The organism is Deinococcus budaensis (genome assembly GCF_014201885.1).
GTDB lineage: Bacteria > Deinococcota > Deinococci > Deinococcales > Deinococcaceae > Deinococcus > Deinococcus budaensis.
Window position 1 is genome coordinate 143,881 of sequence record NZ_JACHFN010000008.1, and the last position, 14,401, is coordinate 158,281.

Sequence of the window (14,401 nt, forward strand, 5' to 3'; positions counted from 1 at the left end):
CCGGTGGCTTACGCGAACTGCGCCAGCACCTGCTCCAGCCGCTCCTTCTGCGCCCCGAAGTCCGCCACCCGGCGCCGCTCCTCCTCGATCACCTCGGCCGGAGCGCGGGCCACGAAGCCCGCGTTGCCCAGCTTGCCCTGCGCCTGCTTGATCTGCTTGTCGAACTCGGCCAGGCGCTTCTTCTGCTTGCCCAGCCAGTCGGCCACGTTCACCGTACCCTCCAGCGGGGCGCGGACGGTCACGCCCGCCTCGACGGCGCTCAGGGTCCGGCCCGGCAGCTCCGGCACCAGCGACACCCGGGCGATGCCCTCGACCACCCGGGCATTCTGCGCCACAGTCGGGGCCAGGTCGCCCTCCACGGCCACCTCCAGGCGGTCTTGCGGCGAGAGGCCCAGCTCGTTCTTGAGGCTGCGGGCGGCGCTCACGGCGGCGCGCAGGGCGCCGAAGACGCGGGTGGCCTCCGCGTCGTGCAGGTCGGGGTCGGGTTGCGGCCAGGCGTGCAGCGCGAGCTGGCGGCGGTGGCCGAGATGCGCGTACAGCTCGGAGGTGATAAAGGGCATGAAGGGGTGCAGCAGCTTCAGGATATGCTCCAGCACGGCCTTGAGGGTCCCCAGGGTGCCCAGTTGCCCGGCGGCGAGCGCGGGCTTGGCCGCCTCGATGTACCAGTCGCAGAACTCGTCCCAGGTAAAGGCGTAGAGGGTGCGGATCGCCGCGCCGATGTCGAAGGCGTCCAGTTGCGCGCTGGCCTCGGCGGTCACCGTGTTCAGGCGACTGATGATCCAGCGGTCGGCGGGGGTCAGGTCCTCGCGGGTCCGCAGGGCCGCCAGGGCGTCGCGGCTGCGCAGCGGCTCGCCTTCTGCCGCACTCACGGCGCCTCGCACATAGCGGGTCAGCGCGTCGTCACCCGTCAGGCCCGGCGCCCCCTCCGCGAGCCGCAGCCGGGCGAAGCGGGCCGCGTTCCACAGCTTGTTGGCAAAGTTGCGTCCCTGCTCGAATCTCCGGGGGTCGTGCCGGATGTCCTGCCCGCCCGTGCTGAGGCTGGTGAAGGCGAAACGGCAGGCGTCCACCCCGTACTCGCCGAACAGCTCCAGCGGGTCGATGCCGTTGCCCTTGCTCTTGGACATCTTCTGGCCCTTGGCGTCGAGGTAGAGGCCGTGCAGCATCACCGTCTCAAAGGGCGCCTGCCCGGTCATCGCGTACCCGGCCATCTGCATCCGCGCCACCCAGAAGAAGAGGATGTCGTAGCCGGTCACGAGCACCTGCGTCGGGTAGAACTTGCGGTAGTCCTCGCAGTCGGTGTCGGGCCAGCCCATCGTGGAGAAGGGCCAGAGGTTGGAGGAAAACCACGTGTCGAACACGTCAGGGTCACGGCGCAGATTCAGATGTGCGTAGCGCGGGTCTTGGTCGCAGTCCAGCTCGGGATTTTCCGGGTCGGGCACGTAGACATTGCCGTCCTCGTCGTACCACGCGGGAATCTGGTGGCCCCACCACAGCTGGCGCGAGATGTTCCAGTCGCGGATGTTCTCCAGCCAGTCGCGGTTGACTTTGGTATAGCGCTCGGGCGTGAGCCGGATCTCGCCCGCGTCCAGCCCCTCCAGCACCCGCGCCGCCATCGGCTTCATGTTCACGAACCACTGGGTGCTGACGATGGGTTCGACGGCCACCTTCGTCCGCTCGCTGAGGCCGATGGCGGTGTCGTGGTCCTTTTCCTCGATCAGGTCGCCGGACTCGGTCAGCGCGGCCACGACCGCCTTGCGGGCGGCGAAGCGTTCCATTCCCCGGAACGCCTCCGGCACGAGGTCGGAAGTCAGGTGGCCGTGCAGGTCGATCACGCTGGGGCGCGCCAGGCCATGCCGCTCCCCGATCTCGAAGTCGGTGGGGTCGTGCGCGGGCGTGATCTTCAGCGCCCCGACGCCGAACTCGCGCTCCACCGCCTCGTCCGCGATGACCGGGATAAAGCGGTCGGTCAGGGGAATCCGCGCCCGCTGGCCGATCAGGTGGCCGAATCGTTCGTCTTCGGGATGCACCGCGATGGCCTGGTCCGCGAAGATCGTCTCCGGGCGCACGGTGGCGATGCGGATCTCGCCGGGGTCGCCGTTGCTGGCCGGAACGCTGGGGTCCTCGAGCTTGTAGGAGAGGGTGGACATCTTGCCCTTGCGGACCTCGCGGTCGATTTCCAGCTCCGAGAGGGTGGTCTGGCTGGCCGGGTCCCAGTTCACGATGCGCTCGCCCCGGTAGGCGAGGCCCTGGTGGTAGAGCCGCACGAACTGGGCGCGCACCGCCTTGCTCAGTCCCTCGTCCATCGTGAAACGCTCGCGGGTCCAGTCCGCCGAGACGCCCAGGCGGGTGAGCTGCTCCAGAATGATGCCGCCCGACTGCGCCTTCCAGCCCCAGACCCGCTCCAGAAAGGCCTCGCGGCCCAGGTCGAAGCGGGTCAGCCCCTCGTTTTTCAGCTGCCGCTCCACCACCACCTGCGTGGAGATGCCCGCGTGGTCCGTGCCGGGCAGGTACATCGCCTCGAAGCCTGCCATGCGCTTGTAGCGGATCAGGGTGTCGATCAGGGTGTTGTCCAGCGCGTGGCCCAGGTGCAGGTTGCCGGTCACGTTGGGCGGCGGAATCACGATGGTAAAGGGCGGCTTGCCGCTCGTCGCGTCGGCGCGGAACGGCTCGCCCCGCCAGCGCGCGGCCCAGGCCGGTTCGATGGCGGCCGGGTCAAAGGCCTTGCCGAGGGCGGTGTCGTTCGTGTCGGGGAGGGTAGGGAGATCGGTCATGCGGGGACTCCTTGGAGGGCGGCGAGGTGCCGGGTCAGGTGGGGGAGGGCGGCGTCGTAGCCGTAGCCCTGGATGAGTTCCGGGCGGCTGAGCGGGGCAAAGCGCAGGTGAAATAGCAGGGCCTTGTCGCGTTCGCCGTCGGTGACCCGGTGCGTCCAGGCATCCGGTGTTCCGGGCGGGGCGGTCAGCCAGTAATAGTGCCAGACCTGGGACCGCTCGCCGCGCCGCCAGTGGCAGGAGGCGAGATGGACGGGGCCACTCAGGCTGAGGCCGCTTTCCTCCAGCGTCTCGCGCCGGGCTGCCGCTTCCGGCGTCTCGCCGGGTTCCACTCCTCCGGCGGGGACCTGAACGCCCGCGTCCACGAACTTGGACTCATGCTCGAAGACGAGAAGTTCATCCGGGCGGCGGGTGACATACGCCAGGACTTTTTCCCGGCACCTCAGGCGGGCGGCCAGGGTCCGCGCCTCGGTCAGGGGCAATGCATATCCGGTCTGCTGAATCCGCGCTGGTTCCATATCCCACGGCCTCCCATCCACAACACAAAACGCCCCGTCCGACCAGCTTTCGCCGGATGCGGACGAGACGTGCTGCAAAAGTCCCGTGGTACCACCGCGTTTCCCCACAGGTGTGGGGCACTCGTGCGCGCTGTGTCGGGCGCATCCCGGACGGCTCTACTCGGCCCCAGTGCGTATGGCTCTCGGCCTTTCTTCCGCCGCGCTCGCGGGCGACTTTCCCCGGCTGCGTTCCCGGCCTCCCTCTCAGTCTCGGGGCGGGCCTTCCTGTGGGCGCAACTTTCCGGGTACTCCTCCCGGTCCTCGCCCGATCAGTATAGGGGCCTGCGAGGTGGGAAGCGCCGCAACCGGAGGGTCAGGGTCAGGCCACTTCAATCAGACCCGCCGCCAGAAAAGCGTGCAGCGTCGTCAGGGTCGTCCGGGGAGGCTGGCCGCTGCGCTCCAGCACGGTTCGCAGCGGCAGGGCCTCGGGCACCAGGCTCAGGGCCAGGTACTGCGCGCGGGTCACCGGCTGGGCGTCGGTCCACCGCGCGGTGAAGCGCAGCGGGCGGCTCCAGTCGGGAAAGGCGCGCAGCAGCTCGCCCCAGGCGTCCGATTCCTCGATCAAGCGGCGCAGGGCCGCGTCACGGCGCAGGCTGAGGCTGCGCTCGCTGGCGGCCACGTCGGGCGCGAAGGTAAATTGCCCGCCGTCCAGGCTGCTCAGCACCTGCAAGGCGCCGTCGCCGGTCAGCCCGCCCGCCCGCGCGTGCACGAGTTCGCCCGGTTCCAGCCACAGCTCGCCGCCCCGCGCGTGCGACACGCTCAGGCGCCCGGCCCGGCCACTCGACAGCAGCATCTGCATGACAGGCATGAAGGGGAAGACCGCCAGATCACCGCGCAGCATAGCGACCAGTTTAAGCCTCTCTTCATGCAGCACTCTGACAAAGGTGGAGCCGCACGCCGGAGGCCGCGCCGGGAGTGCGGCGAAAGGAGGGCAGGGCCTGGCGAGCGCCCGGAACCCACCCAACCACAAGCGGAAGGCCAGAGCGCTGACTTGCTCTGGCCTCCTTCCGCGCTCCAGCGGCCCGGCCGCTCAGTCGATGCTGGCCCGCCAGCGCCACTCGCTGGCCTTTTTCATCACGTGGGCGAGGCCCCCGGTGATGGCGAGCTTCTGGTTCCAGGGCAGCTTCATCCAGCCGACCGCCATCAGGCCGCCCAGCGAGACGAATTCGCCCAGCGTGGTCGGCTCGTAGGGTTCCAGCTCCTGACCGCGCGCGAGGTGCATCAGGTTCTTGCCCGTCAGGCGGCCCTGCTGCCCGGCGTGCTGGGCGGTGGTGGGGACCGGCTTGCCGTCCTGGTTGAGCGCCAGACCCATGTCCCCGATCACGAACACGTCGGGGTAGCCCTTGGCGCGCAGGAACTCGTCCACGGCGATGCGCCCGCCCGGTCCCTTTTCCAGCCGCTCGCCCTTGACGATGTCGCGCGCCTGAATGCCGCCCGTCCAGATGATCTTGCCTGCCCCGATGACCTTTTGCTCACCGTCGGCGGTCTGCACGGTCACGCTGCCTTCGGTCGCGCCCATCAGGCGGTGGCCCACCAGGATGTGGATGCCGTAGTCGCGCAGGGTCTTTTCGGCCTTCTGGCGCAGCGCCTCGTCCAGAATGGGCAGGATCTTGGGTCCGGCCTCCACCAGGTAGATCTGGAAGGGAGGCAGGCCACGCTCCTTGCTCAGCACCTCGGCGCGCTGGGCGAGTTCGGTGACGAGTTCCACGCCGGTCAGGCCCGCGCCGCCCACCACGATGTCGCGGTTGCCCTGGTATTCGCCGCTGTAGACCCGGTTGACAAAATTGAAAATCTCGTCGGCGTCGCTGAGCTGCTTGAGTTCGGCGGCGTGCTCGGCCAGACCCGGGATGCGGTAGAAGTTCGTCACCGAACCCAGCCCGACGACCAGTTTGTCGTAGGTCAGGACCCGGCCGTCTTTGAGGGTGACCTCGCGGGCGTCGATGTCCACGCCCTCGACCGAGGCCTGCTCGAATTCCACACCCGTCCCGCGCAGCAGGGGCTGAATGGGGAGGGTCACGCGGGTGTTGTGCGCGGCGGCCTCGTGCAGCCGGGTCTCGAAGGTATGAAAGGCATTTTGCTCGATCAGCAGGGCTTCGAGTTCGGGCAGGGGTTTCATCTTGGTGGCCACCGCGAGGCCCGCGTAGCCAGCACCGAGGATCAGGGTCTTCATGCAAATTCTCCTGTGAACGAATTCACGAGTAGGCTCAGCGGCAGAGGGCACCATAAAGAGCCGCCGGAGATCTCCCCCGGTCGTGACAACAGCGTACACCTTACACCAACGCCGTCTGTCACCGTCCACACTTCGGGGCGGAGGCCTGGCCTGCCCGGCTACAGGTTCGGGGGCCGGGTTCATGGTTGAATAAGGCGTACACACAATCCGGCGGTCTCTGACCCCCCCCTCATCCGCACGCCCCGGCGCACGCTCCCCCCTTTTTTGGAGGTTGGTCATGCAGGAGTGCTTCTGTAGCCCCCCCCTTTCCGCGACTTCCGGCGGCCAGCCATGAACGTCACCCTGACGGTCAACGGCAAGCCCTACACCCGCGACGTGGAACCCCGCACCCTGCTGGTGCATTTCCTGCGTGAGGACCTGGGCCTGACCGGCACGCACGTCGGCTGCGACACCAGCCAGTGCGGGGCCTGCACGGTCCACCTGAACGGCGACGCGGTCAAAAGCTGCACGGTGCTCGCGGTGCAGGCGGGCGGCCTGGAGGTCACCACCATCGAGGGGCTGGGAACCGTGGCCGACCTCCACCCCCTCCAGGCGGGCTTCTGGGAGAAACACGGCCTCCAGTGCGGCTTTTGCACCCCCGGCATGATCATGAGCGCCGCCGAACTCCTGCGCCACGACCCCGACCCCAGCGAGGCCACCATCCGCCACCATCTCGAGGGCAACTACTGCCGCTGCACCGGCTACCACAACATCGTCCTCGCCGTGCAGCACGCGGCGGCGGCGATGCGGGAGCGGGAGTCAGGGCAGGCGGCGGACGACTGAAGCGGGTGCAAGGGTCAAAGGGGCGAGGTTCCAGCTTGTCTTAGACCCTTGACGCCGACCCCAGGGAGGCACAATGACCGACCGAACCGACAAGTACATGGGCCAGGCCCTCAAGCGCAAGGAAGACCCGCGCTTTATCACCGGGGCGGGGCAGTACACCGACGACTTCGTGCTGCCGGGGATGCTGCACGCGGCGATGGTCCGCAGCCCCTACGCGCACGCCCGGATCACCGGCATCGACAAGAGCAGTGTGGAGGACATGCCCGGCGTGGTCGCCGTCCTGACCGGCGAGGACGTGGCGGCGGCGGGCGCGGGACCTATCCCGGTGGGCTGGCTGCTCCCCGACCTCAAGGTGCCCCCGCACCACGCGGTCGCGCAGGGCGAGGTCAACCATGTGGGCGACATCGTGGCCGTCGTGGTGGCCGAGACGCGGGCGCAGGCCGAGGACGCGGCGGGCCTGCTCGCGGTGGACTACGAGGCCCTGCCCTCGGTGGCGCTGGGGAGCGCGGCGCTGGAGGAGGGAAGCCCGCAGGTCCATGACGACGTGCCCGGCAACGTGGCCTTCCGCTGGGAGATCGGGGACGAGGCGGCGTTGAACGAGGCCTTCAACCGGGCGCACAAGACGGTGAAGGTGAGGCTGCGCAATCACCGCCTCGTGCCCAACGCGATTGAGCCGCGTGCATCCCTGGCGCAGTTCTCGCCTGCCAGCGGCGAATACCTGCTCTACACCACCTCGCAGAATCCGCACATCCACCGCCTGATCCTGGCCGCCTTCGTGCTGAACATCCCCGAGCACAAGCTGCGGGTCATCAGCCCGGATGTGGGCGGGGGTTTTGGCTCCAAGATCTTCCAGTATCAGGAGGAAGTGATCGTGCTGCTCGCCTCCCGGTTGCTGGGCAAGCCGGTGAAATGGGCGGCCCGCCGCTCCGAGAGCTTTGTCTCCGACATGCAGGGCCGCGACCATGAGTCGGAAGCCGAACTCGCGGTGGACGCCGAGGGCCGGATGCTGGGGCTGCGGGTGAACACGGTCGCCAACCTCGGCGCGTACCTCACCCTCTTCGCGCCCGCCGTGCCGACCTACCTGTACGGCACGCTGCTCAACGGTGTGTACAAGTTTCTCGCCGTCCACGCGAAGGTCACGGGTGTGGTCACCAACACCGTCCCCGTGGACGCCTACCGGGGCGCGGGCCGCCCGGAGGCCACCTACCTCATCGAGCGCACGGTGGACGTGATGGCGCACGAGCTGGGGATGGACCCCGCCGAGTTCCGCCGGATGAACTTCATCCAGCCCGACGAGTTCCCATACCAGACGCCTGTCGCGCTCGTCTATGACTCCGGCAACTACGAACCCGCGCTCAATATGGCGCTGGACATGATGAAGTACCAGGACCTCCGCGCCGAGCAGGAGCGGATGAAGGGCAACAACAAAATCCTGGGCGTCGGCGTGATCTCGTACCTCGAAGCGTGCGGGCTGGCGCCGTCCGCCCTGGTGGGCCAACTGGGAGCGCAGGCGGGGCAGTGGGAAAGCTCGCTGGTGCGCGTGCACCCGACGGGCAAGGTGGAGCTGTACACCGGCTCGCACAGCCACGGCCAGGGCCACGAGACGGCCTTTCCCCAGATCGCCGCCGACGAACTTCAGATCCCCATCGAGGACATCGACCTGATTCACGGCGACACGGGCCGGATGCCCTACGGCTGGGGCACCTACGGCTCGCGCAGCGCGGCGGTGGGCGGCAGCGCCCTCAAGATGGCCCTCCAGAAGATCACCGCCAAGGCGAGGAAGATCGCCGCGCATCTCCTCGAAGCCTCGGAGGAGGACATCGAGCACGCAGACGGCGTGTTCCGCGTGAAGGGCGCTCCGGGGCAGCAGAAGACCTTCTCCGACGTGGCGCTGATGGCCCACCTCGCCCACAGCCTGCCCGACGGCATGGAGCCGGGGCTGGAGGCGACCGCCTTCTACGACCCCAAGAACTTCGTGTACCCCTTCGGCACGCACGTGGCGGTCGTGGAGATCGACACGGATACGGGCGTGGTCAAGCTGCGCGACTACGGCTGCGTGGACGATTGCGGCCCCCTGATCAACCCGCTGATCGCGGAAGGGCAGGTCCACGGCGGCATCGCGCAGGGGGCGGGGCAGGCGCTGTGGGAGGACGCCGCCTATGACGACGAGGGCAATTTCCTGGCCGGAACCTTCATGGAATACGCCGTGCCCCGCGCCGACGACCTGCCGAACTTCCAGACCGACCATACCGTCACCCCCAGCCCGCACAACCCCCTGGGGGTCAAGGGCATCGGGGAGGCGGGCACCATCGCCAGCACCGCCGCCGTCGCCAACGCCGTGATGGATGCCCTGTGGCACGAGTGCCGCATCGCGCACCTCGATATGCCCTACACCTCCGAGAAGGTCTGGCGGGCGATCCGCGAGGCCCGGCAGGGAGCGGGAATGGGGCAGGCGGCGGACGACTGAGATGAGTCGAGGGGTTGAGGACGGCTCATTTCCTCGACCCCTTGACTCTGACCCAAGGGAGGCCCAATGTACCCAGTCAACTTCGACTACCACCGCGCCAGCAGCGTGCAGGAAGCCCTGACGATGATGGCCGAGAATCCCGACCTCAAGGTGATCGCGGGCGGGCACTCGCTGCTGCCCGCCATGCGGCTGCGGCTGGCCCAACCGCCCGCCCTGCTCGACGTGTTCGGGCTGGAGGAACTGCGGGGCATCCGGCGCGAGGGCGACGTGTTCGTGGTAGGCGCGATGACCACCCACGCTCAGGTGCTGCGCTCGGAGCTGCCTCTCTTTCCCGAGGTCGCCCACGAGGTCGGGGACCCGATGGTCCGCAACCGGGGCACCATCGGCGGTTCTCTGGCCCACGCCGACCCCAGCGCGGACTACCCGGCGGCGGCCCTGGCCCTGGGCGTAGAGTTCGTGATCCGGGGGCTGGGGGGCGAGCGCGTGGTCCCCGCCGACGAGATGTTCGTGGGCATGTTCGAGAGCGCGGTGCAGCCCGGCGAACTGCTCACTCACATCCGTATCCCCGCGACCGTGCAGGGGTGTGCCTACGAGAAGTTCAAGCACCCGGCCAGCCACTACGCGATCGCGGGCGTGGCCGTGGTGCGCCACGCGGACGGGCAGATTCGTGCAGCCTACACCGGGGCGGGGGAGAAGGCCGAGCGCCTGACCCTCCTCGAGGAGCGCCTGAACGCGGGCCAGCCTGCCGGGGAAGGCTTGGTGGACGCCGGAGGGCTGCTGGGCGACCGCTTCGCCAGTCCCGAGTACCGGGCGCATTTGGTGGACGTGCTGGCGGGGCGGGCGGCGGCCAGAGTCTAGGCCGCCGCCTGCTCCGAAACGAGAAAGCCCCAGCGTCGGGCCGGGGCGTTCTCGTCTGCGGGCGATTTACTCGCCGTCGTGCATGCCCGGCGTGTGGGCGTGGCCGTGCTCCAGCTCCTCGGCGGTGGCGTCGCGGACGGCCTTGACGGTCACGTCGAAGTTCAGGACCATTCCGGCCAGCGGGGGGTTGAAATCCACCCGCACGGTGTCGCCCTCGACAGCCAGGACCGTGAAGGGCAGGACGCTGCCGTCTTCGGCCTGGGCATAGTAGGTGGCGCCCACTTCGATCTCGTCGTCGAAGTCCGAGCGGTCGAGGTCTTCGACGTTGTCCTCGTCGCGCTCGCCGTAGCCGTCCTCCGGCTGAACGGTCACGTGCAGGCTGTCTCCGGCCTTTTTGCCTTCCAGCGCTTTTTCCAGCCCCGGAATGATGTTGCTGTGGCCGTGCAGGTAGGTCAGGGCGTCGTCCGGCTCGCTGCGGTCCACGACCTCGCCTTCCACCTTGAGCACGTAATCGAGTTCGACAACCTTGTTCTGGGTGATGTTCATGGGCGTCTCCATTCGGTGAGGGCTGAGAAAAAAGCTCACCGCGCTTCCGAAGTGTACCCTCTGGCCGCAGAGTGCCCCCCCAGAGGGGCGGTGCGCAGCCGCCCGCTATGCTGCGCGGCATGAGCGCCTCCCGCCCCGCCTTTCCCATGCATGTCAGCGTCGAGGAGGCGCGGGCGATGCTCGCCGCGTTGCTCCCTGGCCCCGGCGTGGAGGCCGTGCCGCTCGCCCGGGCCAGGGGCCGCACCCTCGCCGCCGACCTCGCCGCGCGGGTCAGCCACCCCAGCGCCACCGAGAGCGCGCTGGACGGCGTGGCCGCGCGGGAGGCCGACACCCTGGGGGCCAGTCGGGACGCGCCCGTGCGCCTGCGGGTGGTCGGGGAGAGCCGCGCCGGGGTACCGTTCGCGGGCACGGTGGGGCCGGGCGAGTGCGCCCGCATCTACACCGGAGCGCCGCTGCCGCCGGGCGCCGACGCGATCTGCCCGGTGGAGAAACTCAACGACGACGGCCCCGAGCACGTCCTCCTGCGCCGCCCGGCCAGCCCCGCCGACGTGCGGCCGGAGGGGGGCGACTTCCGGGCCGGGGACGTGGTGCTGCGCGCCGGGCTGCCGCTCACGCCGCCCCGGGTGGCGCTGGCCGCCGCGCTGGGGCACCCGGAAGTGCCCGTGCGCCGCCGCCTGCGTGTGGCGCTGCTCTCGACCGGCGACGAGGTGCGCGAGCCGGGCGAGGCCCTGTTGCCGGGGCAGGTCTACGACAGCAACCGCCACGGCCTCACGGCGATGCTGGAGGACTGTGGGTGCGAGGTGCTGCCCCTCGGCCACGCTCCCGACAGCCCGGCGGCGCTGGAAACCATCATCAGCGGGGCGGGCGGCGCCGACCTGCTGCTCACCAGCGGCGGCGTCAGCATGGGCCGGTACGACTTCCTGCGCGACCTCTTGATGGAGCGCGGCGAGGTCGCTTTCTGGAAGGTGCGGATGCGCCCCGGCGGCCCGGCGCTGCTGGGAAGGTGGCAGGGCCTGCCGGTGTTCGGCCTGCCGGGCAATCCGGTGAGCAGCCTGGTCGTCTTCCACGTCGTTGTCCGCCCAGCCCTCAGCGGTCAGCCGGTGCAGACGCTGCGGCTGCCGGCGGCCACCCCGTTTCGCGGGTTGCCCGACAAGACGGCCTTCTGGCGGGGCGTCATCCGGGACGGGAGGGTCGAGGACTACGGCCCGCAGGGCAGCGGCCTGCTGCGGTCGCTCAGCGAGGCGAACGCGTTGGTGGTCGTGCCGGAGGGGCCAGGGGTGGAAGCCGGGGAGACGGTGGACGTGGTGCTGCTGTAAGGGCCGGGCCTCCCGGGTGGCCGTGCCCCCGCCTCACTCCCATGCAAGCGGCGCGGACAGGGGACAGGCCAGAAGGGGGGGAGCGAGCGTGCTCCCACCCCCCGGGCTGACGGCTGACCGCCTCCTACAGCAGCGCCCGGTGGTCGGCCAACATGCAGCGGTCCTGCACCACGTCGATGCCGCGTTCGGTCAGCGCGCGGGCGGTCGCTTCGTCGCGGATGCCCTGCTGCATCCACACCACGCGCGGGAGGGGCTGCATGCTCAGGATGTCGGCCAGGTGCAGCCCGACCTTGTCGCTGCGGCGGAAGATCTCGACCACGTCCACCGGCGTGCCGATCTCGGCCAGGGTGGACACGGCCCGCTGCCCGAAAAAGCTCTCGCCGCGCGCCGCGAGCGCCGGATTCACGGGGATGATGCTGTAGCCCTGGCGGTAGAGGTACTCGGGCACGTAGTGGGCGGGTTTCATCGGGTCGTGGTGAAAGCCGATCACGGCGACGACCCGGTTGTCGGTCAGGACCCGCATCACGTCGGCGGTCCGCTGAAGCTGCGTCATGCCTGGCCTCCCAGCCCGGCGTAGGCGGCGCGGGCCGCCGCGAGGGTCTGCTCGAGTTCGGCGTCCCCGTGCGCGGCCCCCACGAAGATGCTCTCGAACTGGCTGGGCGCCCAGTAGATGCCGCGCGCCAGCATCTGCTGAAACCAGGCGGCAAAAGCGGCGGTGTCGCTGCGCGCCGCGTCCGCGTAGCTGCGGATGGCGCCGTCGGGGGCCTCCTGATGAAAGGCCGTGAGCATCGAGCCGATCCGGTTGACGCTCAGGGGCACGCCCGCCTCGCGCGCTGCCGCCCGCAAGCCGTCCGCGAGCTGCGCCGTGTAGGTGTCGAGCCGCCCGTAGAGGCCGGGGTCGCCCTCCAGCACCTCCAGGGTGGCGAGGCCCGCCGCCATCGCCAGCGGGTTGCCGCTCAACGTTCCGGCCTGGTAGACCGGTCCCTGCGGGGAGACGTGGTCCATCACGTCCGCGCGCCCGCCGTAGGCCCCCACCGGCAGACCGCCGCCGATGATCTTGCCCCAGCAGATCAGGTCGGGCCTGAGGCCCAGCAGGCCGGTCGCGCCGCGCAGCGAGAGCCGGAAGCCGGTCATCACCTCGTCCGCGATCAAGAGCGCCCCGTGCTCACGCACCCGGTGCAGGGCCGCCAGGAACTCGGGGGTCGGGATCAGCACGCCCGCGTTACCGACCACCGGCTCGAAGATCACGGCGGCGATGTCGACCCCGCGCTCCTGCATCAGCGCGTCCAGGGCCGCCGGGTCGTTGTACTCGCTCACCAGGGTCAGCCGGGCGTACTCCTCGGGTACGCCCGCGCTGCTGGGCGCGGCCTGGCCCAGCGCGCCCCCCGCGTTCGTCATCAGGCCGCTGCCCGCCTCGACCAGCAGGCCGTCGGCGTGGCCGTGGTAGTTGCCCCGGAACTTCAGGATGTACTTGCGTCCGGTCGCGCCCCGCGCCAGCCGCAGCGCGCTCATGGTCGCCTCGGTGCCGCTGTTCACGAAGCGCACCCGGTCCACGCCCGTGATCCGGGTGACCGCCTCGGCCAGCCGCACCTCGCGCTCGCCGGGCGCGCCGAAAGACGTGCCCCCCGCCAGCGCCGACGTGACCGCCTCGCGCACCGCCGGGTGGTCGTGGCCCAGGATCATCGGCCCCCAGGAACCGATGTAGTCCAGCAGCCGGGTGCCGTCGGCGTCGGTCAGGTACGCCCCGTGCGCTTCCCGGATAAAGCGCGGCGAGCCGCCCACGCTCCGGAAGGCGCGCACCGGGCTGTTCACGCCGCCGGGCGTCACGGCGCGGGCGCGGGCGAACAGCGCCTCCGACTGCGCGGTGGTCGGCGCCGGGGAGAGGGTGTCTGTCGTCATGCCCGTCACCTTACGGCAAGCTCACCGGGGTGGGGGAGAGGGAGGCGACAGTTCGGGGGGAAGGCGGCCGTCCGGTGACCAAAGGGCAGGGAGGCCGGAGCGCCCGCGCCTCCTCCTCCCTGTGCGTTGCATCGGCCCAACAAGGCCACTGGGGCCTACGGCCTGCGCTACAAGCCCAGCAGCCCGATGGCCGCCGTCTGGGTCAGCTCGGCACGGTAGGGCGCGATCAGGGCGCGTTCCTCGGGGGTGGCGGCCTGAACGGTGGTGTTCAGGTCGGGAAGGCGGCCCTGGCCGAGGGCCTCGGCGGCGCGCGAGAAGTCGATGTTGGGCACGCCCAGCGCGCGGTTGACGGCGCTGCGAACCTGGGCGTAGCGCTCGGGACTCAGGCCCTCCTCAGCCAGGGCCGCCGCCTGCGCCTCGCGCGCCCGGCCGATGCTGCTGCCCGCGTTGCGAATCACGTTGAAGACCGTGATCACATTGGGCGTCTGCCCCTGCTGAATCTCGGTCCAGATATTCTGAAGGCCCGTGAAGCTCTCGCCCAGGGCGCCTTGCACGTCGCGGCGCACCCGCACGAAGCGCTCCACGTCGGCGCGGGTCAGGGGCGCCGCTGCGTCGCCGCCCTGGGCGGGCGTGTCGCCGGGCGGCGGCGTCGCGGTCCCGCCGCCGGGCAGCTGGGGAACCACGACGCCACTGTCGGCGCCCCCCGGCTGCGTCTGGCTCTGGGTCTGCCCCGGGCCGCGCACCGACTCCAGAAAATTGCGGGCCGGCTGGATCACCACAAACCACGCCAGCGCGCCCAGCAGCGCCAGCACCAGAAGGCCGCCGCCTCCACACCCCAGACAGCCACAACCGGGACCACTTCGTCTCATGTCCTCAGAGTACGGGGAGAGGTGAAGCGGGGTTCCCGGCCTCCCGGCCCGCCCCCCCCTCCGCGCCCCGGCCCTCCCGGTTGACAGGCGGTGAGCGCCGGGCCTTAAATACAGACGTTTCCCGCTTGT

At 70.1% G+C, this 14,401-nt stretch carries 12 protein-coding genes; 4 read left to right on the forward strand and 8 right to left on the reverse strand.

Annotation, left to right across the window (positions count from 1 at the left end; translation table 11 throughout):
• Positions 1 to 8 precede the first annotated feature (8 nt).
• The 4 genes from HNQ09_RS11995 to HNQ09_RS12010 form a co-directional block, all read right to left on the reverse strand.
• Positions 9 to 2,771 carry a valine--tRNA ligase gene (locus HNQ09_RS11995; RefSeq protein ID WP_184029561.1) on the reverse strand — a complete coding sequence of 921 codons (2,763 nt, stop codon included), beginning with the start codon at positions 2,769 to 2,771 and terminating at the stop codon, positions 9 to 11.
• Positions 2,768 to 3,286, reverse strand: coding sequence for an NUDIX hydrolase (locus tag HNQ09_RS12000; protein WP_184029564.1), 519 nt, complete (start codon positions 3,284 to 3,286; stop codon positions 2,768 to 2,770). Before HNQ09_RS12000 ends, HNQ09_RS11995 begins: the two co-directional genes overlap by 4 nt.
• A gap of 358 nt (positions 3,287 to 3,644) precedes the next feature.
• On the reverse strand, positions 3,645 to 4,166 hold the full coding sequence (locus tag HNQ09_RS12005; protein WP_184029567.1) for a DUF4388 domain-containing protein: 522 nt from the start codon (positions 4,164 to 4,166) through the stop codon (positions 3,645 to 3,647).
• Positions 4,167 to 4,355: 189 nt separating this feature from the next.
• Positions 4,356 to 5,495, reverse strand: coding sequence for an NAD(P)/FAD-dependent oxidoreductase (locus HNQ09_RS12010; protein ID WP_184029570.1), 1,140 nt, complete (start codon positions 5,493 to 5,495; stop codon positions 4,356 to 4,358).
• A gap of 330 nt (positions 5,496 to 5,825) precedes the next feature.
• Between HNQ09_RS12010 and HNQ09_RS12015 the strand changes: the two genes are divergently transcribed.
• From HNQ09_RS12015 to HNQ09_RS12025, 3 genes are all read left to right on the forward strand, one after another.
• A complete protein-coding gene (locus HNQ09_RS12015; protein ID WP_184029574.1) occupies positions 5,826 to 6,317 on the forward strand; it encodes a (2Fe-2S)-binding protein in 492 nt (163 codons plus the stop codon).
• A 73-nt stretch (positions 6,318 to 6,390) separates the two neighbouring features.
• Positions 6,391 to 8,784, forward strand: coding sequence for a xanthine dehydrogenase family protein molybdopterin-binding subunit (locus HNQ09_RS12020; RefSeq protein WP_184029576.1), 2,394 nt, complete (start codon positions 6,391 to 6,393; stop codon positions 8,782 to 8,784).
• A gap of 66 nt (positions 8,785 to 8,850) precedes the next feature.
• Positions 8,851 to 9,642, forward strand: a complete 792-nt coding sequence (locus HNQ09_RS12025; protein WP_184029580.1) for an FAD binding domain-containing protein — start codon at positions 8,851 to 8,853, stop codon at positions 9,640 to 9,642.
• A gap of 66 nt (positions 9,643 to 9,708) precedes the next feature.
• On the opposite strand, the gene HNQ09_RS12030 is transcribed toward HNQ09_RS12025, so the two are convergent.
• Positions 9,709 to 10,188 carry an FKBP-type peptidyl-prolyl cis-trans isomerase gene (locus HNQ09_RS12030; RefSeq protein ID WP_184029583.1) on the reverse strand — a complete coding sequence of 160 codons (480 nt, stop codon included), beginning with the start codon at positions 10,186 to 10,188 and terminating at the stop codon, positions 9,709 to 9,711.
• 119 nt (positions 10,189 to 10,307) lie between these two features.
• Between HNQ09_RS12030 and HNQ09_RS12035 the strand changes: the two genes are divergently transcribed.
• Positions 10,308 to 11,504, forward strand: a complete 1,197-nt coding sequence (locus tag HNQ09_RS12035; RefSeq protein ID WP_184029585.1) for a molybdopterin molybdotransferase MoeA — start codon at positions 10,308 to 10,310, stop codon at positions 11,502 to 11,504.
• A 124-nt stretch (positions 11,505 to 11,628) separates the two neighbouring features.
• On the opposite strand, the gene HNQ09_RS12040 is transcribed toward HNQ09_RS12035, so the two are convergent.
• The 3 genes from HNQ09_RS12040 to HNQ09_RS12050 form a co-directional block, all read right to left on the reverse strand.
• Entirely contained in the window at positions 11,629 to 12,057 is a 429-nt protein-coding gene (locus HNQ09_RS12040; RefSeq protein WP_184029588.1) for a CoA-binding protein, read from the reverse strand.
• Positions 12,054 to 13,403, reverse strand: coding sequence for a glutamate-1-semialdehyde 2,1-aminomutase (hemL, locus tag HNQ09_RS12045; RefSeq protein WP_184029590.1), 1,350 nt, complete (start codon positions 13,401 to 13,403; stop codon positions 12,054 to 12,056). Before hemL ends, HNQ09_RS12040 begins: the two co-directional genes overlap by 4 nt.
• Positions 13,404 to 13,570: 167 nt before the next feature.
• The gene (locus HNQ09_RS12050; protein WP_184029592.1) at positions 13,571 to 14,272 is read right to left on the reverse strand and encodes a hypothetical protein; all 702 of its coding nucleotides are present in this window, start codon (positions 14,270 to 14,272) and stop codon (positions 13,571 to 13,573) included.
• Positions 14,273 to 14,401 lie beyond the last annotated feature (129 nt).

Excerpts from the sequence above, each read along its gene's own strand:
- HNQ09_RS11995 (WP_184029561.1), bottom strand. The coding sequence starts at position 2,771 with ATGACCGATCTCCCTACCCTCCCCGACACGAACGACACCGCCCTCGGC.
- HNQ09_RS12000 (WP_184029564.1), bottom strand. The coding sequence starts at position 3,286 with ATGGAACCAGCGCGGATTCAGCAGACCGGATATGCATTGCCCCTGACC.
- HNQ09_RS12005 (WP_184029567.1), bottom strand. The coding sequence starts at position 4,166 with ATGCTGCGCGGTGATCTGGCGGTCTTCCCCTTCATGCCTGTCATGCAG.
- HNQ09_RS12010 (WP_184029570.1), bottom strand. The coding sequence starts at position 5,495 with ATGAAGACCCTGATCCTCGGTGCTGGCTACGCGGGCCTCGCGGTGGCC.
- HNQ09_RS12015 (WP_184029574.1), top strand. The coding sequence starts at position 5,826 with ATGAACGTCACCCTGACGGTCAACGGCAAGCCCTACACCCGCGACGTG.
- HNQ09_RS12020 (WP_184029576.1), top strand. The coding sequence starts at position 6,391 with ATGACCGACCGAACCGACAAGTACATGGGCCAGGCCCTCAAGCGCAAG.
- HNQ09_RS12025 (WP_184029580.1), top strand. The coding sequence starts at position 8,851 with ATGTACCCAGTCAACTTCGACTACCACCGCGCCAGCAGCGTGCAGGAA.
- HNQ09_RS12030 (WP_184029583.1), bottom strand. The coding sequence starts at position 10,188 with ATGAACATCACCCAGAACAAGGTTGTCGAACTCGATTACGTGCTCAAG.
- HNQ09_RS12035 (WP_184029585.1), top strand. The coding sequence starts at position 10,308 with ATGAGCGCCTCCCGCCCCGCCTTTCCCATGCATGTCAGCGTCGAGGAG.
- HNQ09_RS12040 (WP_184029588.1), bottom strand. The coding sequence starts at position 12,057 with ATGACGCAGCTTCAGCGGACCGCCGACGTGATGCGGGTCCTGACCGAC.
- hemL (WP_184029590.1), bottom strand. The coding sequence starts at position 13,403 with ATGACGACAGACACCCTCTCCCCGGCGCCGACCACCGCGCAGTCGGAG.
- HNQ09_RS12050 (WP_184029592.1), bottom strand. The coding sequence starts at position 14,272 with ATGAGACGAAGTGGTCCCGGTTGTGGCTGTCTGGGGTGTGGAGGCGGC.